Below are 18,348 nucleotides of genomic sequence, written 5' to 3'. Positions count from 1 at the left end.
GAGTTCCGTTAGGCAGTAATCGGACGACTCCTGCCGCACTTTCACCCAAAGCTTGAGTGAAGTCGCCCCAAAGGATGATCTTGCCATCGGGTTGCACGAAAAAATTCGCATCCTTTGTCGCCACATCACGAGCCAATTCAGCGTCAAATTCCTCGTCTACAATGATGGAGGCGGAGGCGGTAGTAACGGTCCATCCGCAGCAAAAAAGCAATGCCAAGAGCACAATGGGATACCGAGAGAAGTTCATATTTGAGTCATATTGAATGGAAGGAGTCGGCCCCGGTGAAAGCTGTTGGAAGGGCCGGTCGTGACGGTTCTGAGAGGGAGATGGGTTTTTCGGGAAGCGCTGTGCTTGGTTCTACGAATTTGTGTTTCGTGGCTGGGTTGAAGACCATCCACCGAACCGTCCCCGCTGTGCGGCGTGTCATAAGCGACCGGCGGGGCCGGGTGCACAGCGGAGACGGCGCGGGCCGGTGAGGGCCCGCATGCCGGCAGGAAATTGGGGGGATTCCATGGCGTCACCAATTGCTACCGGGTTTCCCGGAATTTGTGACGCGCCCGCGGGAACTTTTTCCTCAGCGCGACTCGACGGACAAATTGACCGCTCGCCAGGTGCCGTCGGAGTGGATCAGGTCGGCGACCCACCAGCGGCGGGAGAGCGCCTGGCTGGTGAAGACGGGGATGGCGATGGGGATGATGCCGCCGGGGAGCGAGTCCCGGATTTTCACCTCTTCGTCGAGGAAACTCGGCGGATTCTCAATGAGTATCCCGAGCTTTTCTTCGAGAAGAGTTCGGCCGCGCTCCGAGATGGGGAGAGAGTCGTTCTCGCCCAATTGAAGCTGGCCGGGATGAAATAGGGTGTCCCATCGATCATCCGAGGGTTTCCAGCCCGCATGGACTGCCTCGCGAAAGGCGGCGGCCCAGGACTCGGCCACGGCGGGACCGGCTTGGAGAGGGTCCGCCCGAAAAAGAGGCTGCCTGAAGACGCGCTCCTTTTGGATCGACACTTCTCCGGAGACCTGAAGAAAGCCATCGAACTCGATCCGGACGAAATCTGCCCCTTCGGTCTCAGGGGAGCTCGAGTATTGAATGGCCTCGGCGACCGTTCGGAGAGATCCGTCATCGGGATTCCAATCGGACCACGAGCGGTGTCGATGGGTCGCGACAATCTCTTCCATGGCGGGAATGGTTTTTCCGAGGACCTCGAGAACTTCGTCGCGTGGAATGAGTCCGCGGCTGTGGTAATCGACGGAGTCAGCGTAGAATCGGGAAGCATTTTGAAGGGTCGGCTCGCCGAGTTTTCCGTTCGAGGAAATGAGATCAGCGGCGAATTCGGTCACGGCGGCGGTGTATCGATTTCTGTTATAGGGACGATCCATGTCGTTCTCCAAAGACTCAAGCGTCCTCCTTTGTTCGTTTGCGAAGATCGTGGATAAAAACACGAGGGCTGCGCCAGCGAGGATCACCGAGGCGATCGCCGAGATGCGTTTACGCCTCCGCCACCAAGAGAGTAAGGCGGTGACGAACGTGACTGCGATGGTCAGCACTGCTAGGGATCCTGAGACGAACATCAGCAGCGGAGTTACGAAGGGGAAGAATTCAACCCGGCCCGCGGTTTGGGAAAATGGGTGCTGGGGAGGGCCGAAGGAATCGATGAGCCAGAAACGTTTGCCCGTTTCCGGAAGACGCCAAGGACTGGCGATCTGCAGCTGGTTGTCCCATGCGGTGATCGCAAGCCCATGAACCGAGGGCGGGTCACTCGGTTTTAACCAAACATCGCAGGAGTCCAGCCAAAGGATAAAACAGCAGAAGACGGGAATCAGGAAGAGGAAGAGCTGGGTCAGCGAGACGAGTAATGTGGTGGTTCGGCTGAAACCAAGCTGGAGCCCGAAGGGAGAGGGAAGGGATTCGCGGAGTGGCACCCCGCGGAAACGCCAGAGTCGCATCAGCTGCCAGAGATTCATCGGCAACAAAAGAGCGAGGGAGACGAGCAAAGCCATGAAGGCCCCGAGGAGACGGCCCGGGATTCCGAGAAACTCGCGGTGGGGACTGCCCACCGATTGGTTGTAGTGATCGATTCCGTAAAGGGCGGCTGCCAGTGCCAGGCAGCCGAGAATCGACCAAAGGCCGTCAGCGGCGCGAACCGCTCGGCTGACCAGAGGTGTTCCGTCGAAGCGCGGCGGGCTGGCGAGGATTTGCTCGAGTGCCTGGGCCATCGATGAGACGTCTTGCCAGCGGTTTGAGGGATCGGGATCGAGAGCGCGGCGGATGATGCCGTCGATGCGCACGTCGATGTGACGAATGCTGGAAACCGCCGGCCATGCGCCGCGAGGTGGGGCGCCGATCAGCATTTCATGGAGGATGACGCCGAGCGCGAAGACATCGGCGGCGACGGTCGGTCGGTAGCCTCGGTGATAGGCTTCGGGTGGGAGGTACTCGGCGGTGCCGGCGACCATGCCGGCGCGAGTGAGCGAGAGTTGCTGGACGCGTCGATGGACCGGCAGCGCGAGTCCGAAGTCCGCGACATGAACGCCGCCGGATTCGTCGACCAGAATATTCCCGGGTTTCAAGTCTCGGTGAAGGATACCGGCGTCGTGGGCATGGGCGACGGCACGGGCGATGTGAAGGAAACTCTCGTAGGCCTTCTGAGGTTCCATGCCATCGGCGGGAATCAGTTCTGAGAGGGGGGAGCCATCGATGAATTCCATGGCGAGGAAGACGCCGCCTTCGAGATCGTCAATGGGGCCAGAGTCTAACAGACGGACGATTCCAGGATGGTCGAGCGCTGCGAGCACGGATGCCTCCGACTCGATGCGGTCGAGGGTTTCCGGATCGTCGGGACGGGCGAGTTTGATGGCGGCCAGCGCGCCGTCGCGCCCGCGGGCGGCTTTCCAAACGGTGCCGAAGCCGCCATGTCCGGCGATGCCAAGCAGCTCCCAGCCCGGGATTTCCGGAGACGGTTCGCTGGGTTTTTCCAACACGCCGATGAGCTTTGCTACCTCAAGCCCACGCAGCCGTGGGGGCTTGGGGTCGGGCGTGTCGTCATTCATCGGTTTCTTCTACTACCGGGTTTGTTGGGAAATGTGACTCGCTTCTTTAAGTCATGAGCCGAGCAGGCCGCGGAGTTCCTCCTCGAGGAGGGCTTCGTCGGTGATGCCGAGTCGTTCGCCGGCGAGGTCGAGCAGCGTCCTTCGATAGCGCTGGCGGAATCGCACGGACGCCTGACGCAGGGCTGCGGGTGTCATGCCGAGGATCTCAGCGACTTCGTTGTAGGAGCTGCCTTCGAAGGGTTGTTCCAGGGCGGGTAGCAGCGCCTCGAAGAGCTCGCTGCGGCCGGATCGTTCATGATCGCGGGAAAGCCGGTCGAGGGCTTCCTCCATCAGGGTGAGTGCCCATGCCCGGGAGTAGGCCTGTTCCGGGTTGTCCGAGGTGAGGCCTTCGTTCTGATAGATCGCCTCGGCGCTGGGCAGGTCGATGGAGAAGTGGAGTGCGCCGCCGCCGCGTTTGAGGCGCGTGGACCGGGCGTGCGAGTTGGCGAGGTGGTTGCCGAAGGAGGTGAGCAGCCAGGAGCGGAGTTTTCCCCGGGCGGGATCCGCGGTGGAGAGAAGATTGCGCGAGCAGATTTTTCCCAGGAACTCCTGGACCTCGTCGGCAGCGTCCTCAGGGCTCCAACCCTTGCGGCGTGCCCAGGTGTAGAGCGGGTACCAGTAGAGCGAGATCCACTCACAGAGATCCTCTCTTCCGGAGATCGCTCGTTTCACGAGGCTCCAGCGGGTCGGAGTCATTCTTGAGGAACCCGGGCGACCGTCGCGCGACGCTTGAACTTCTTCAGGTCCCTCCATTGGGGACCATGAAGAACCACAGCCGGGGACTCGGCGTCAACCGGTAATCTCCTATGGTAGCAGCGAGGGCGATCAAGCTAGGGGAGGAATCGAAATAAAACCGCAGATGGACGCCGATGATCGCAGATTGAAAAGGGATGTTTTCTTGAGATTTACCCGATTTCTGGAAAGGAGGCTTCGGATTCCGGATTAGAATTCAGTATTTCCCGGGATCTGCGTCCATCGGCGTTCATCTGCGATTGAAGATGGAAGTTCTAACGGTCGGCACTTCCCTAGCTTGATCGCCCTGGGGTAGCAGCCAGGCCTGATACGCCGTGGCCGAATCGGACCACAGTGAGGAAGGGCGCTGACGGCGCGCATCCGGCCATTGAATGGCTGAGGAAAGCTGCGGGTCAAGTAGGGCGCCTGAAAGCCGCCTCGCCCACCCATGGCGCTTGGGAAAGCGCCACTCCGAAAGCGTCGATCCTTTAGATCGACATCGCGTTGAATCCGCCGTCGACGACGATTTCGGTGCCGGTGATGAATCCGCCGGCGGCATTGGAGGCGAGGAGCAAGGTGGCACCGATCAGCTCCTCAGGATTGCCGAAGCGGCTGGAGGGGGTGTGGCGCATGATTTCGAGGACCCGCGACTCATCGAGCACGGCGCGGTTTTGCTCGGCCGGGAAAAAGCCGGGGACGAGCGTGTTGACGCGGATGTCGCTGTCCGCCCATTCGCGGGCGAGATTACGAGAGAGGTTGTGGACGGCCGCCTTGCTGGCGGAATAAGAGAAGACGCGGGACAGGGGATTCAGGCCCGAAATGGATCCGAGATTGATGATCGAACCCGGAATCTCGCGGCTCAGGAAGTGATTGGCGAAAATCTGGCAGGCCCTCAAGGTACCGACCAGATTCACATCGAGGATCCGAAGGAATTCCTCGTCGGTGATTTCAAGGGCCGGGGTGGGGGAATTCACACCCGCTCCATTGACGAGGATGTCGACTTGTCCGGACTTTGCGACGACGGCGTCGAGCAGTTCATTGAGAGAGTCGCGGTCGGTGCTCTCGGCCCGCACGAAGTAGGCCTTGCCGCCGAATTCCTCGATTTGCGCGATGCGGTTCTCGGCTTTCTCAACGGAGCGTCCGACGATGACGACTTCAGCACCGGCCTTGGCGAGACCGATGGCCATGGTGCCGCAGAGCTCACCGGTGCCGCCAATGACGACGGCGGTTTTTCCTTCGAGCCCAAACATGTCCTTGAGAAACGCAGCGGATTGCATGGAGGGAGGTTTGTTGGCAGCCGTGGAGGTTGCAAGTGGGAATCGCGATGAAACGGTCATACTGGAGAGCGAAGGCCGTCCCCGTCCTGACGCCTGCCCGCGACTGCCTCCTCGCGACTGCCCTTTGGCGCCGATTGCCAAGGGCTTCCGAAAGCGAGTGTCCCCGGGTTGGTTTGCTGGGAATGCGGCGAGTAGTTGGACGGTGCGGCTGATCGAAGGTGGATCACCATTCAGGCCTTGGCGAATCGTCGGATCAGCTCGTCTGCCTGCCCGATGTAGCCGCCGCCGAAGAGTAGTGCATGGTTCAGAATATGGTAGAGATTGTAGATCTCGTGAAGTGAGGCATCTCCGATCTCAGAGCAACTACGATAGGCATCGTAAAACCTTGCCCCAAAGCCACCGAACAGCCGGGTCATGGCGAGGTCGCAGATATGGTGTCCGTAGTAGCAGGCGGGGTCAAAGACGACCGGAGTGCCATCGGTGAGGAATGCCTTGTTGCCAGCCCAGAGGTCGCCGTGAAGCAGGGCGGGTTTCGGGACAGGGGGTAAGAGATCATCCAGACGATCGAGAAGCGATTGCGACTTCGGGAAAACGATTTCCTTGGCTCTCAGGAGTTCGAGAAGCGGGCTGATGCGGCGGTCACGGAAGAAGGTGGACCAGCTTTCATGCCATGCATTCTCTTGGCGGGTGGTGCCGATGTGGTTGTCGGTGGGGAAACCAAAATTGTCGGCCGTTTGAGCGTGGAGTTCCGCGAGTTGCTCACCAAGCAGGCTTTCGTTTCCTAGCGGGACGAGATGGAGATGCTCGAGCGCAAGAAATGAAGTGCTGCCGGCCGTGCCAAGGGCGATGAACTCCGGAACCCGGATCGCTCCGGATGCGGCGATGGCCTGGAGGCAGGTCGCTTCGCTTTGCAAGGTGCCAAGCTCGCTGTCGGTGTTGGTTTTGATGAAATAGGGCCCCCAGTGCCAGGAGTCATGAATACAACCTCCTGCGACGGCGATCGGATCGACCAAAGGAGTCGAAGGCAAAAGCTGTGCAATTTCTCTTATCGGGAGTGTGGAGCTCATGGCGGGCGGTGCCAGGTTTCCCTTGGCCTGTCAGAAGTTTCTGGCGATGGAGGGCTTTTGGTCGATGTTGAAATGCATTCATGTTTAGCAATTTTCAAGATCGTCACTCGTCCGGGCATGGACAGTGCTTGGTAAGGATGGGTGTGGGGAACGAAATCTAGCGCTTACTGAATTCGATGACACCCCATCCGACTTCATTGCAAACGTCGCGCGCTGGAATGACTTCACCCATGCCATCCATCACTGTCGGCTACGTGCCATCGTTGGAAGCGATTCCCCTTCTGGACTGGGCATCGGAAGGCAGCGTCAGGACTCAGTCGTGTCCTGGATACGGCAACATGGTCAGGGGCTTGCTGACGGGGTCGCTGGAAGCGGGTCTCATCCCTTGGGAGTTGCTTGTCAGTGACTTACTGTCCCGCCCGGGGCAAACGAGAGCTTGGAAGATTCCAGCGATCATGAAGGCGTGTCCGATGGAGCTGGTTCTCAGTCAACCCGCTCGGAAACAGGTGTTTCCGATCAAGCGCAGTTCTCGGAACTCGGCTAATGTCGAACTAATCTTCGGTGTGGAAGCGCGACATAGCTTCACCAAACGCCAGATCGTCGTGTGGATGGAGTCATTGAAATCCAACCGCATGGGTTCACCTCGCTTCAAGGTGTTGCCAATGAAGTTGATGATCAAAGCGCTGAAGATGGGTGAGGTCGATGGCGTTCTCGCTCCTTCACCTTGGGGATTGCAGGCGGAGGTGGAAGGGGTTGGGAAAATCGAGCGCAGCTTCGATGTGGGAGAACATGGACAGCATCTGGTGCTCGTTTGCCGAGGAGAGACAGTGAGTCGAAGTCACCAGCTATTTGTCGATTTTGCCGGGCAACTCACGGAATCGAATGCGCTGAAAAGGGGCTCTGACAGGTTTTTGAAGTGCTGCTCCGCCATGGCAGCGAGCAGTGCTTCGACACTTTCGGCCGAGCTCTTCGACCTCGCCTTGAAGCGTTATTCGCTTCATTCACTGCCGGATGAGTTCGTCCCGGATGCATCGTGGTTCGAAAAGGAGCTCGAGATCTTGGTGAGTCGGAGAGCGGTTTCGATGAGCCCTGCTTCGATTCGCGAAGTGGCCGGGAACCTTTTGTGCGCGTAAATGGCGCCAGGATTGGAGGATTCCTACAGATCGTCGACCATTTCCACGAAGCTCAAAAAGGCTTCGGCTGCCCACGAGAGCTGATTCTGGCCCGGCCAGAACGCCGAACAGGTGGCCTCGATCCTCGGCCATGAACAGGACAAGGCTTGAAGACCCAATGGGAACTGGGGAGACGATCCCTCACGCCGAACCAAGACAGCCACCCCCATACCCACTCGTGCGAACTCACGGACGCTTTCCACGCTGGGCAGGATCCAGAGGCGGTTCGAAGGGACTCCGTCCAGTAGCCCCGAGGACTTCAGGAGTTCATGGACGCTTTCGTGAGGAATGAGCAATCGATGGTTGGAGAGTTCGGATGATTCGATGCGGGTGAAGCCAGCGAGTCGATGGAAAGGGGCCACGAAGAATTCGAACTCACAATTGAACAAGCCCCGCCTAACAGTGTCGCCCTGCAGATCCTTTCGGATTGAAATGACGAGGTCGGCGTTTCGATCGTCCAAGGCATTGGCGGCGGCGGCAAGGTCCGTCAGAAGAACGATCTCAAAAGCGAAAGAGGGAAAGCACTCGAAAAAGTCGGGCATGACCTTTGGAAACAGGTCAGCACACAGAAACTCGGGGACTCCGACCTTCAGTTGTCTGGATTCATCCTCGACCGAAGAAATCTCGCCACGAATTCCCTGGGCGCGGGTCAGAAGATCCTCGGCGACCGGAAAGAGCCGGATGCCTGCACGACTCAGAGTCACCCGAGGTCCGTGGCGTTGGAAAAGCACACAGGAGAGTTCTTCTTCAAGGCTCCTGATGGCATGACTGACGGCGGACGGGGTGAGGTTCAATTGCTGGGCGCAGGCGGCGAAGCTCAAGTGCGTTGCTGAGCTCACAAAGACCTGAAGGCGCCTGAGGTCGATCGGTGCCGGGCCGGATGAGTCGGAGAGTTGACGGTGGGATTGATTCATCGGCTTGCAGGGTCATGAGCAGTAAGCGTGCACTTTGTCGGGGTTTTTCCTTCCGGGCCCCTCGTGCTGGTGACGGTGATTCTATTTCGGAAACCGAAAGTTAATTCTATTCAGGATCGAAGTTGGCCCACTGGGCATCTGCGGCACCGCCATTGCTCTGAACTCAATTGTCCGGGTGATTCGTCCTGAGAGCGCCGGGAAAACTGAATGACGATGTCAATCCGAACTATGGGATACCTCGTAGAAACAACTAAGAACATGAAACCAATTAGCATACAAAATAGCAGTCCACGCACGGGGGTCTTGTCGACCTTCATGCTGGCACTGGCAACCGCGGGGCTGATCGCAGCGCCGCCGACCTCAGAGGTCAACACGACGGGTCTGGCGGTGACTGATACCACCGTTACCGTCGGGCAGCTTCACTCCGCCACTGGAACCATGGCGATCAGTGAGACGGGATCGATTCAGGCCGAGCAGCTTGCGATCGATCAGATCAATGAAATGGGTGGTGTCCTCGGTCGGAAGATCGAGGTCATCAAGGAGGACGGAGCGAGTGATTGGCCGACCTTTGCCGAGAAGGCCAAGAAGCTTCTCGTCAGCGACAAGGTCGGCACGGTCTTCGGTTGCTGGACCTCAGCCTCGCGGAAAGCGGTTCTGCCGATTTTCGAGAAGGAGAACGGGATGCTCTACTATCCGACCTTTTACGAGGGTCTCGAGCAGTCGAAGAACGTAATCTACACCGGCCAGGAGGCGACCCAGCAGATCCTTGCTGGCCTCGATTGGATCGCCAAGGAGAAGTCGGCAAAGACCTACTACCTGATTGGGTCCGACTACATCTGGCCTCGTACTTCGAACAAGATCGCCCGCAAGCACATCGAGAACGTTCTCGGTGGCAAGGTGGTTGGTGAGGAATACTACGCGCTTGGCCACACACAATTCGGATCCTTGATCAACAAGATCAAGCTGAAGAAGCCGGATGTGATCTACGCGATTGTCGTCGGAGGCTCCAACGTGTCCTTCTACAAGCAGTTGAAGGCAGCGGGAATCACCAGTGACAAGCAGACGCTTCTCACCATCTCGGTGACCGAGGACGAGGTCCTTGGCATCGGTGGAGAGAACCTTGTCGGCTTCTACTCGGCGATGAAGTACTTCCAGAGCCTCGACAACGAAGCCAACATCGCCTTCGTCAAGGCCTTCAAGGACAAGTATGGTCAAGACTCGGTGATCGGCGACGTGACCCAGGCCGCCTACCTGGGCCCATGGCTTTGGAAAGCAGCGGTCGAAAAGGCAGGAAGCTTCGACATCGACAAGATTGCCGCGGCTTCACCCGGCATTGAAATGGACAATGCACCGGAAGGCTACGTGAAGATTCATGAGAATCATCACCTCTGGAGCAAGTTGCGGATCGGTCAATGGGGCTCCGATGGCCAGGCCAAGGTTCTCTATGAGTCCGACCTGATCGAACCCAATCCGTTCCCGGAAGGTTACCAATAAGGCATTTTGGTTCCGTAGCGGGACAGCCAAAGCCGGGGTTGGGGTTGAATATCCTGACCCCGGAAACCCGCCCTTCTGATTTTTACAGGCTTCACCCAATCACTCATCAAAAGAATCACCATGTTCAGCGACTACACCAGCGAAGAGCTTCAAAGCATCTTCATCATGCAGGGCTTTTCCGGCCTTAGTTTGTTCAGCGTCCTGCTCCTTATGGGTTTGGGACTCGCGCTCATCTTCGGGCAAATGGGAGTGATCAACATGGCTCATGGTGAGTTCATGGCCCTCGGTGCCTATACCGTTTATCTTTGCTCGAACCTGACCGAGAAATTGGCTCCAGAGTTCGCGCCCTACTATTTCGTCTGTGCCATCCTGATCGCCTTTCTTGTCTGTGCCTTGTTAGGCGCCTTGGTCGAATGGGCGATGATTCGGCACTTGTATCATCGACCCCTGGATACCTTGCTTGCGACGTGGGGGTTAAGTCTGGTTCTGCAGCAAACCTATCGAACGATCTTCGGCGCGAGAGAGGTCTCGCCGACTTTGCCTGACTGGTTGATGGGTTCCTTCAGTTTCAGCGAGGATCTCGATATTCCCATCAACGGGGTATTTGTCCTTGGACTGTCAGTGGTCGTCACCACGGCACTCATTCTCTTTCTTTATCGTTCGAACTTCGGTCTCCGGCTTCGTGCGACCGTTCAAAACCGTAAGATGAGCGGTGCGGTAGGCATCAATACTGCCAAGGTCGACCGCCTGGCATTCGCCGTCGGATGCGGCATCGCGGGAATCGCAGGTGCGGCCTTCACCACGATCGGTTCCACCGGTCCGGATAGTGGTAGCCGTTACATCGTCGATGCCTTCCTGGTGGTCGTGGGTGGCGGTGCGGCAAGTCTCTTCGGGACGATTGCGTCGGCCTTCGGCATCGCCCAGGCCCAGTCGATCCTCGAGTTCTTCCTCGATGGCACCAAGGGCAAGGTTGCGACACTTCTGGTCATCGTCATAGGCCTGATGATCCGTCCGCAGGGATTGTTCCCGAGCAAGGTTCGGGGTCACTGATCAACACACGGGAATCTTCAAAATCTGATATCGATCATGTCACGTTTCATACAAACGATCTTCAAGTCCAAGGGAGAGGCGATTGGATTCGCTCTCTTCATCCTCGTGGTGTTTGTCGTCTTTCCATTGATGATGCCGGTCTTCCGGTTGAACTTGGTGGGCAAGTATCTTTCGTTCGGCTTCGTCGCGGTCGGACTGGTTCTTCTCTGGGGAAGGTGCGGAATCCTGAGCCTTGGTCAGGGGGTTTTCTTCGGTCTGGGCGGATACTGCATGGCGATGTTCCTGAAGTTGGAAGCATCCGATCCCGAAACGACCTCGATTCAGTCGACGCCGGGCATCCCGGATTTCATGGACTGGAACCAATTGACCGAACTGCCTGCTTTCTGGGAGCCCTTCAAGAGCCTGCCGTTCACGATCGTCGCGGTGTTCGTGGTTCCGGCGGTCGTTGCCTACTTCATCGGATGGGCGATGTTCCGGCGGCGGGTTGGTGGGGTTTACTTCGCCATCATCACTCAGGCCATCGCGCTGATCATGTCTCTGGGCATCGATGGCAACCAGGGGCTGACCGGTGGTCGAAATGGAATCACCGATCTGCGCACGCTGCTGGGTTGGGATATCCGAACCGAGAGTGCTCAGAAGACCTTGTATTTTCTCTGCGCGACGCTGCTGTGTTTCGTGGCGATCGGAGCGAAGTACATCATCAACACCCGTCTGGGACGCGTGCTGGTCGCCATCAGGGATCGAGAGGACCGGGTTAGGTTTTCGGGCTACGACGTCGCGATGATTCGAGCCTTCATCTTCGCCTTTGCTGCGATGCTGAGTGGCTTGGGTGGGGCGATGTTCGTGCTCCAGGTGGGATTCATGTCGCCCTCGATTATCGGTATCGTGCCGTCGATCGAGTTGGTGATCTTTACGGCCGTGGGTGGCCGGCTCTCGGTGCTCGGGGCCATCATGGGCTGCCTGGTCGTCAACTGGGGGAAGACCACCTTCTCCGAAGCCTACCCTGATCTCTGGCTCTACCTGATGGGCGGAACCTTCATCGCGGTGGTGATGTTCTTCCCGAACGGACTGGTGGGGTTGATGGAGAAGTTTCCTGCCCTCGGGAAGAAGCTGATGGCCTTCAAAAAGAGCCGCCTCGACGAGAAACAGCCAACCGCTCCATCGGAGCCCATTCATGATGAACACTAACAGCGATACGGTACTTGAGATCGAAGACCTCGGGGTTTCCTTCGATGGCTTCAAGGCGGTGGACGGTTTCAACTTCTACCTGACGAGAAACCATGTGCACGTGATCATTGGACCCAACGGAGCCGGCAAGACCACCGTGCTGGATCTCATTTGTGGAAAGACCAAGGCCACCAGCGGCAGCATCAAGTTCCGCAATAAGGAGATCCGGGGTAAACGGGAGTATAAGATCGTCCGGGAGGGAATTGGGAGGAAGTTCCAGAATCCTTCGATCTATGAGAACCTGACGGTGTTCGAGAATCTCGAGATCTCCCACCCGGCAGGCCGCGGGGTTCTGGGCTGCCTGTTCTTTAGGCGGACACCCGAGATTCTTGAGAAGTGCCAGTCGGTCGCGGAGGAAACGGGTCTTTCCGAAATGATGGATACCGAAGCGGGGATTCTAAGCCACGGCCAGAAGCAGTGGCTGGAAATCGGAATGCTCCTGATGCAGGAGCCGGAGGTGATCATGCTCGATGAACCGGTCGCGGGAATGAGCGTCAAGGAGCGCACGGCAACCGCCGACCTGATCCGGAGGATCTCCGAGAACCGCTCGGTGATGGTGATCGAACACGACATGGAGTTCGTGCGCGAGATCGCCGACCGGGTGACCGTGATGCATTTGGGCAAGATTCTCGCTGAAGGTTCCATGGAGACTGTTAGCAACGACCCGAAGGTCATTGAAGTCTATATTGGTCACTAAAAAATACTATGATTGCGGTAGAAAATCTGAAGGTGGCCTACGGGCAGAGTGTTGTCATCCCTGATATCAGCTTCAGTGCAGAGAAAGGGGAGATCCTCGGGATTGTCGGCAGGAACGGAATGGGCAAGACGACGCTGTTCCGGGCGCTCATCGGGATGATTCCATCCACGGGCGGTACGATTTCGATCGATGGAAAGAACATCACCAAGCAGCCGTCGTTCAAGCGGGTTTCGAACGGCGTCGCCTTCGTTCCCCAGGGTCGGATGATTTTTCCTTATCTCACCGTCTACGAGAATCTGATCTCGGGGGTGAAGGGCAAGCCGAAGCGGGCGGATGTCGAGGAGGTCTACGCGCTCTTTCCCGTTCTCCAGGAAATGCGCAACCGCAAGGGGGGCAACCTCTCCGGAGGGCAGCAGCAGCAGCTCGCGATCGGGCGTGCCCTGATGACGAAGCCGAGCGTCCTCCTGCTCGATGAGCCGACCGAGGGAATTCAGCCATCCATCATCAAGGATATCTCCCGCAGCCTGCGCGAGATCCGCGATCTGAAGAAGCTGACCATCGTCGTCAGTGAGCAGGTGCTGAGCTTCGTCCTCGATACTTGCGACAGCCTGACGGTCATCGACAAGGGCAAGTTGACCCGCCGAGACAAGAGGGCGGATGTCGATGCCGACAAGATCAAGGCCATGCTCGCCGTCTGAGCGAAATTTCCCAAAACCAGTAAAGAAGAACAAAACGATGAAAACACTGATTAAAGTCGACCTCGACGCTACTCCCGAATCTCATGATTGTATCCACAACCGTTGGCACCCGGATATCCCGATGGTGGCGATGGTTGAGCCCGGTGATGAGTTCCGGGTGGAGTGCATTGATTGGACCGGTGGCCAGATCAAGAATGATGACAATGCTGCGGATGTGGATGTGGTCGACCTGACCAAGGTTCACTACCTGAGTGGACCGATCGGCGTCAAAGGGGCTGAGCCGGGTGATCTGCTGGTGGTGGATATCCTTGATGTCGGCGTTCTCGATGAGAGTCAGTGGGGATTTACGGGGCTGTTCGCGAAGACGAATGGTGGCGGCTTTCTGACGGATCACTATCCGGATGCGAGAAAGGCCTGTTGGGATTTCCACGGCATCTACACTTCCTCGCGCCACATCCCGAACGTTGAGTTCGCCGGAGTGATGCACCCGGGCCTGATCGGCTGTCTTCCCTCGAAGGAACTGCTTAATGAATGGAACACTCGCGAGAAGGAACTCTTCGACACCGATCCGGAAAGAGTTCCGCCGCTTTGTGCACTTCCCTCATCGCCGACCGCCCACATGGGACGCATGACCGGCGAGGCGCGCGACAAGGCTGCTGCCGAAGGCGCGCGGACCGTGCCTCCACGTGAGCACGGAGGGAACTGCGACATCAAGAACCTGACCAAGGGATCGAAGGTCTATTTCCCGGTTTATGTTGATGGTGGTGGTCTTTCAATGGGCGACATTCACTTCAGTCAGGGTGACGGTGAGATCACCTTTTGTGGTGCGATCGAAATGGCGGGCTACTTGGATATCCGCGTGAGCCTGATCAAAAAGGGCGTCGAAAAGTACGCCGTTCGCAATCCCTTGTTCCTGCCAAGTCCGCTGACTCCAGATTACAAGCGCCACATCATCTTCGAGGGCATCTCGGTGGATGAGTCCGGCAAACAGCATTATCTTGATCCCTTCGTTTCCTACAAGATGGCCTGCTTGAACGCCATCGAGTACATGAAGAAGTTCGGTTATACCGGAGAGCAGGCGTATGCCATTCTTGGGACAGCACCGGTCGAGGGGCACATCAGTGGCATTGTCGACATTCCGAATGCGTGTGCGACGCTCTGGCTACCGAGTGAGATCTTTGACTTCGACATCCTGCCCGGGGCGGCCGGGCCGACGAAGTTTGTCCAACCGGGGACGGATCTGGCGAAGGTCCTCTAACAACAATCCAAATTCACGATGCCACTTTACGACTTCAGTTGCCAAGACTGCGGGGACTTCACCAGTTTCCGCCCGATGGCGGATCGGAATGACCCGGCGAACTGCCCTCATTGTGCCAAGGCGGCGACGCGCCTGATCCTCGCGCCGAATCTGGCGATGATGAATCCGCTGGTGAGGAAGGCCACCGCGATCAATGAGAAGAGCCGGCACGAGCCACGCGTGAGTGACGGGCACTCCTGTGGCTCACGCTGTGGTTGTGGAAGCAAAAGCAGCAAGATTCGGCCGAAGCGGACCCGCGAAACCAAACTTGGCAAACTCGAGGGGCAGAAGCCGAGCGCCCGTCCGTGGATGCTCGGGCACTAGGATGTAATATGGTCGGTGGCCCGCTCCAGAAGTCTGGGGCGGGCTGCAAGGCTACAGCATGTCTTTGGTGACGATGTAGCTGGCGGCGCAGCGGGGGCACTGGATGTTGATCTGATCGGCGCCTTCGAAGAGTTCGTCGGGCTTGTCTTTCCAACCGCCGAGGACCGGCAGGATCTTGTCGAGGTCGCAACCACACTGAAATCTGAATCTCCGTGTTTCGAGCAGCTTGGTTTCTTCGTCGTCTTCGATACGGGAGACGGTCTCGCTATCGAGTGCAGCGAACCATTCCTCGTCGAAGTCGGGTTGTGCGACGACCAGCACGAAGACTTCGTCATCCAGGCGGAATGCGCGTGCGGGTCGCTGCTCGGATTGGGTGTAGTACTGCTCGATCCAGTGGAGAGGATCGCGGTCATCGACTTCGAGGGTGGACTGGCGGGGTTCGGATTGGTCCTTGGTGACCGTTTGAGCAAAGAAGAAATTCCGATCGGGCTCGCGGACGCCTTCGGTGAAGAGGCGGCCGATGATGCTTTCCTCAATTGAGGAAGCGGTGGCGAAGATGTTCACGCGAGGCGCCCTGAGGTTGATTGTCCAGGCGATGGTTTCGGCCCAAGGTCTGGAGACGGTATGGAGGACGAGCATGGCGAGCGTGTCCTTGAGCATCTGATCGAGATCCTCCTTGTGGCGGATCTTTTCCTCCATCAGGTGGAGGTAGTAGTCGGTGTAAATGCCGGGGAAGTGGCCGCGGACGAGCAGGACGTTGCGGTGGCGGACAAAGATCGATTCAATTTTGGTGAACTCTTCGGCGGGAATTTGTTCGGACACGGGAGGAAGTGGAAACGCTATGAAGCGAACTTGGAATAGCAAAAATGCAAAGACTAGCGGCGGGCCGCCGCCTGCACGGCCTGCTGCGGGCCGCAGCAGCTACGTTTAGAAGAGTTCCTGCTCTTCGGGGGCTTCGAGGCGTTCTTTGGCGACGGAGAGGTAGTAGTCGTCGAGCTCGATGCCGGTAAAATGGGCGATTTTCCGGCGTTTTGCGGCGAGGGCGGAGGTGCCGATGCCGAGGAAGGGGTCGAGCAGGCGGGTGGTTTCTGCTTTGCCGTGGAGACGGATGCATTGCTCGACGAGGCCGATGGGGAAGGTGGCGGGGTGCGGGCGTTCCTTGTCGCGCGAGACGATGGTGTCGTAGGGGATGAACCAGGTGTTGCCGCGGCAGCGCTTGTCTTCGCCGCCGGTGTGGCCCCAGCGGGCGATGTTGGATTTGTCCTGATAGGGGACGCCGGCGCCGCGGCGGTCGAGCGGGACGTCGCCGGATTTTGTTAGATGGAAGACGTACTCGTGGCAGTCGTTGACGTAGCGCTTCGAGTTGATCGGTTTGAAATGACCGGCGCTGATTTGTTCGCCTTTGCGGGTTTCGATGGTGATCGATTTGACCCAGTGGAAGGTGTTTTGGAGGGTGAACAGATCTTCTGTTAGAGCGAGCAGGACTTGGTGGGGGAAGAGGGGGTTGGAAGGGGCGGCTCCGACGTTGAGAAAGAAGGAACCGTCGTCGGTGAGGACACGTTTGACTTCGGCGGACCAGGCGCGGCACCAGTCGAGGAAATCGGAGCGGCTGGCGGTGTCGTCAAAGGATCGGTAGTTGATGCCGAGGTTGTAGGGCGGCGATGTGACGACGAGGTCGTGAGATGCGGCTTCGAGAGTCGGGAGGACTTTGAGGCAGTCGCCGTGGAGGAGTTGGTAGGTTTCGGCGGGCGACGAAGGCATACGGGAGCGTAGGGAGGGTGGGCAATTCTGCCCACCCGAAATTCGGGGGCGCTGCGGTGGGTCGTGCGGGCGGAATCGCCCGCACTCCTTAAGGGTTGGCGGCTTACACTTTCTTGGCTTCCTCACTTTCCCAGAGGGTGAATTCGTTGGGACGGAGCTTGATGGGGTTTCGGCGGATGTACCTTACGGCATTTCCGAAATGACGGGCATTGCGGATCAGGGTGTCGCGGTAGCCGCGTTGCCAGATGGAGCCCTTGCCGATGTGATGGGCGGAGATGCCTTTCCACTTTCGCATGAGCTTCTCAAGTGGGTGCTTGGGAGTGAAGAGGAGATGGAGGTGATTCGGCATGATGACCCAGGCGTGATGCTCGGCGAGGGTGCCGTGGTCGTAGAGGAGGACTTCTTCGACTTTGGAACGATGGCTCGGATCGCGGAGAAGGCAGCTGCCGTGGCCTTCGTCAAGCCAGTCTTCGAGTTGGCGGGTGAAGCGGGTGTGATACTCGTTTTCGGTTTTCTCGTCCCAGGGTTCGGGGTGGTTGGTGAGCCAGGTTTGGTGTTCCTGTTTCCATTGGCTTAGCTTCGCGGCTGGCATGGAGTCGCCGAGACGGAAAGTGACGAATTGCATGACTTCTCCCTGCTGCCAGTGGGGGAGTTTAGTGCCGTGTTTTTGGATGTCCTTGGATGGGTCAAAGTAGTCGCCCATCCGGGAGTTCAAACCAAGAGGGGTTTGCTTGTCGAGACGCAAGGAGGGTGGGCAATTCTGCCCACCTGAATTTCGGAGCCGCTGCGGGGGTCGAGCGGGCAGAATTGCCCGCACTCCTTACGGGTAGCGGAATTCCTTCATCGAGCCTTCGTTTTTCTTGAAGTCTTTGATGGCGGATTCCTGGGTCAACTCACCGCGAGTAATCGCTTGGGGAATAAAGATTTCGATGACCCAACGTTCGAACGTCGCAAGGTCCACAGTCGGGGCCGATGGGTGGTCGCTGAGATCGGGTAGGTCGATATCGATCATGATTGGTAGCGTAGCTTCTCGAAGGCACCTTCGCCAGCATACTTTAGTGCCATGTCGCGGAGGTCGGATTCGGGGATTTTGCCGGGGTTTCTTTCGAGAAGCTCGCGGAGGTCGCGGAGGTCTCGCCCTTTTCGATGGGCATCGTCCTTGAGTGCGTAGAGTTTCATGGCAATTAATGCTTCAAACGAGATGACTCGTACGCCCATCGAGTCATCGATGTTTCCACGCATTTGTGCGAAACTCTCGTCATTGACCCAAATCAGATCCACGAAGGGGAAAGCGAGATCACGACCGTACTGGAATCGTGTCGCCATGCCATCGCTTTTCGGTGTGAAGCCGAGTTTGCCCATCATTTCGAGGGCGTCCTGTTGCCGGCTGCGGGCACAAATCCAATCAAGGTCGAGTGTGTTGCGGGAAAAGCCATGAGAGGTTACCGCCCAGCCGCCTGCGAGTAGAAGGGGGATGCCCTCTTGCTCGAAACGCTCGAACATCACTTTCGCAAAATCCTTGAGGGAGACGTTCATTTGGTTGGTAAGG

The 18,348-nt window shown here is 57.9% G+C and carries 19 protein-coding genes; 8 read left to right on the top strand and 11 right to left on the bottom strand.

Translation table 11 applies throughout. From position 1 onward, the window contains the following. The 5 genes from WBG04_RS18005 to WBG04_RS17985 form a co-directional block, all read right to left on the bottom strand. Window positions 1–247 (bottom strand): delta-60 repeat domain-containing protein (locus tag WBG04_RS18005; RefSeq protein WP_424316094.1); only part of this gene is annotated, 247 nt, incomplete at its 3' end. A 328-nt stretch (window positions 248–575) separates the two neighbouring features. Beyond that, window positions 576–3,050, bottom strand: a complete 2,475-nt coding sequence (locus WBG04_RS18000; protein WP_424316093.1) for a serine/threonine-protein kinase — start codon at window positions 3,048–3,050, stop codon at window positions 576–578. A gap of 51 nt (window positions 3,051–3,101) precedes the next feature. Further along, entirely contained in the window at window positions 3,102–3,785 is a 684-nt protein-coding gene (locus tag WBG04_RS17995; RefSeq protein ID WP_424316092.1) for an RNA polymerase sigma factor, read from the bottom strand. 524 nt (window positions 3,786–4,309) lie between these two features. Next, a complete protein-coding gene (locus WBG04_RS17990) occupies window positions 4,310–5,098 on the bottom strand; it encodes an SDR family oxidoreductase (RefSeq protein WP_424316091.1) in 789 nt (262 codons plus the stop codon). Between the two features lie 230 nt (window positions 5,099–5,328). Then, on the bottom strand, window positions 5,329–6,165 hold the full coding sequence (locus WBG04_RS17985) for a fructosamine kinase family protein (RefSeq protein ID WP_424316090.1): 837 nt from the start codon (window positions 6,163–6,165) through the stop codon (window positions 5,329–5,331). Window positions 6,166–6,395: 230 nt separating this feature from the next. Between WBG04_RS17985 and WBG04_RS17980 the strand changes: the two genes are divergently transcribed. Continuing rightward, a complete protein-coding gene (locus WBG04_RS17980; protein ID WP_424316089.1) occupies window positions 6,396–7,298 on the top strand; it encodes an ABC transporter substrate-binding protein in 903 nt (300 codons plus the stop codon). Window positions 7,299–7,321: 23 nt separating this feature from the next. Here WBG04_RS17980 and WBG04_RS17975 read toward each other — a convergent pair whose 3' ends face one another. Then, window positions 7,322–8,251 (bottom strand): LysR family transcriptional regulator, encoded by a 930-nt coding sequence (locus tag WBG04_RS17975; RefSeq protein ID WP_424316088.1) that lies wholly within the window; start codon window positions 8,249–8,251, stop codon window positions 7,322–7,324. Window positions 8,252–8,566: 315 nt separating this feature from the next. On the opposite strand from WBG04_RS17975, the gene urtA reads away from it, so the two are divergent. From urtA to WBG04_RS17940, 7 genes are all read left to right on the top strand, one after another. Then, window positions 8,567–9,745 (top strand): urea ABC transporter substrate-binding protein, encoded by a 1,179-nt coding sequence (gene urtA / locus WBG04_RS17970; RefSeq protein ID WP_424316096.1) that lies wholly within the window; start codon window positions 8,567–8,569, stop codon window positions 9,743–9,745. A gap of 120 nt (window positions 9,746–9,865) precedes the next feature. Next, window positions 9,866–10,795 carry an urea ABC transporter permease subunit UrtB gene (urtB, locus tag WBG04_RS17965; RefSeq protein ID WP_424316087.1) on the top strand — a complete coding sequence of 310 codons (930 nt, stop codon included), beginning with the start codon at window positions 9,866–9,868 and terminating at the stop codon, window positions 10,793–10,795. Window positions 10,796–10,831: 36 nt separating this feature from the next. Next, entirely contained in the window at window positions 10,832–11,983 is a 1,152-nt protein-coding gene (gene urtC / locus WBG04_RS17960; protein ID WP_424316086.1) for an urea ABC transporter permease subunit UrtC, read from the top strand. Then, window positions 11,973–12,719, top strand: a complete 747-nt coding sequence (gene urtD, locus WBG04_RS17955) for an urea ABC transporter ATP-binding protein UrtD (RefSeq protein ID WP_424316095.1) — start codon at window positions 11,973–11,975, stop codon at window positions 12,717–12,719. Before urtC ends, urtD begins: the two co-directional genes overlap by 11 nt. Window positions 12,720–12,727: 8 nt before the next feature. Beyond that, a complete protein-coding gene (gene urtE, locus WBG04_RS17950) occupies window positions 12,728–13,417 on the top strand; it encodes an urea ABC transporter ATP-binding subunit UrtE (protein ID WP_424316085.1) in 690 nt (229 codons plus the stop codon). A 37-nt stretch (window positions 13,418–13,454) separates the two neighbouring features. Then, window positions 13,455–14,675, top strand: coding sequence for a formamidase (gene fmdA / locus WBG04_RS17945; protein WP_424316084.1), 1,221 nt, complete (start codon window positions 13,455–13,457; stop codon window positions 14,673–14,675). Window positions 14,676–14,693: 18 nt separating this feature from the next. Then, window positions 14,694–15,038, top strand: coding sequence for an FmdB family zinc ribbon protein (locus tag WBG04_RS17940; RefSeq protein ID WP_424316083.1), 345 nt, complete (start codon window positions 14,694–14,696; stop codon window positions 15,036–15,038). 51 nt (window positions 15,039–15,089) lie between these two features. On the opposite strand, the gene WBG04_RS17935 is transcribed toward WBG04_RS17940, so the two are convergent. From WBG04_RS17935 to WBG04_RS17915, 5 genes are all read right to left on the bottom strand, one after another. Continuing rightward, window positions 15,090–15,860, bottom strand: coding sequence for an Hsp33 family molecular chaperone HslO (locus WBG04_RS17935; RefSeq protein WP_424316082.1), 771 nt, complete (start codon window positions 15,858–15,860; stop codon window positions 15,090–15,092). Window positions 15,861–15,965: 105 nt separating this feature from the next. Beyond that, window positions 15,966–16,799 (bottom strand): DNA-methyltransferase, encoded by an 834-nt coding sequence (locus WBG04_RS17930; RefSeq protein ID WP_424316081.1) that lies wholly within the window; start codon window positions 16,797–16,799, stop codon window positions 15,966–15,968. Between the two features lie 103 nt (window positions 16,800–16,902). Next, window positions 16,903–17,502 (bottom strand): transposase, encoded by a 600-nt coding sequence (locus WBG04_RS17925; protein WP_424316080.1) that lies wholly within the window; start codon window positions 17,500–17,502, stop codon window positions 16,903–16,905. Window positions 17,503–17,619: 117 nt separating this feature from the next. After that, window positions 17,620–17,811, bottom strand: coding sequence for a hypothetical protein (locus tag WBG04_RS17920; RefSeq protein ID WP_424316079.1), 192 nt, complete (start codon window positions 17,809–17,811; stop codon window positions 17,620–17,622). After that, window positions 17,808–18,335, bottom strand: a complete 528-nt coding sequence (locus WBG04_RS17915) for a nucleotidyl transferase AbiEii/AbiGii toxin family protein (RefSeq protein ID WP_424316078.1) — start codon at window positions 18,333–18,335, stop codon at window positions 17,808–17,810. The genes WBG04_RS17920 and WBG04_RS17915 overlap by 4 nt, the downstream gene beginning before the upstream one ends. Between the last annotated feature and the right edge of the window lie 13 nt (window positions 18,336–18,348).

The sequence above is a fragment of the Haloferula sp. genome (genome assembly GCF_049672945.1).
In the GTDB taxonomy this organism is placed as follows: domain Bacteria; phylum Verrucomicrobiota; class Verrucomicrobiia; order Verrucomicrobiales; family Akkermansiaceae; genus Haloferula.
The sequence above is the reverse complement of the archived record's forward strand: the minus strand, read 5'-3'. Positions and strand labels throughout refer to the sequence as shown.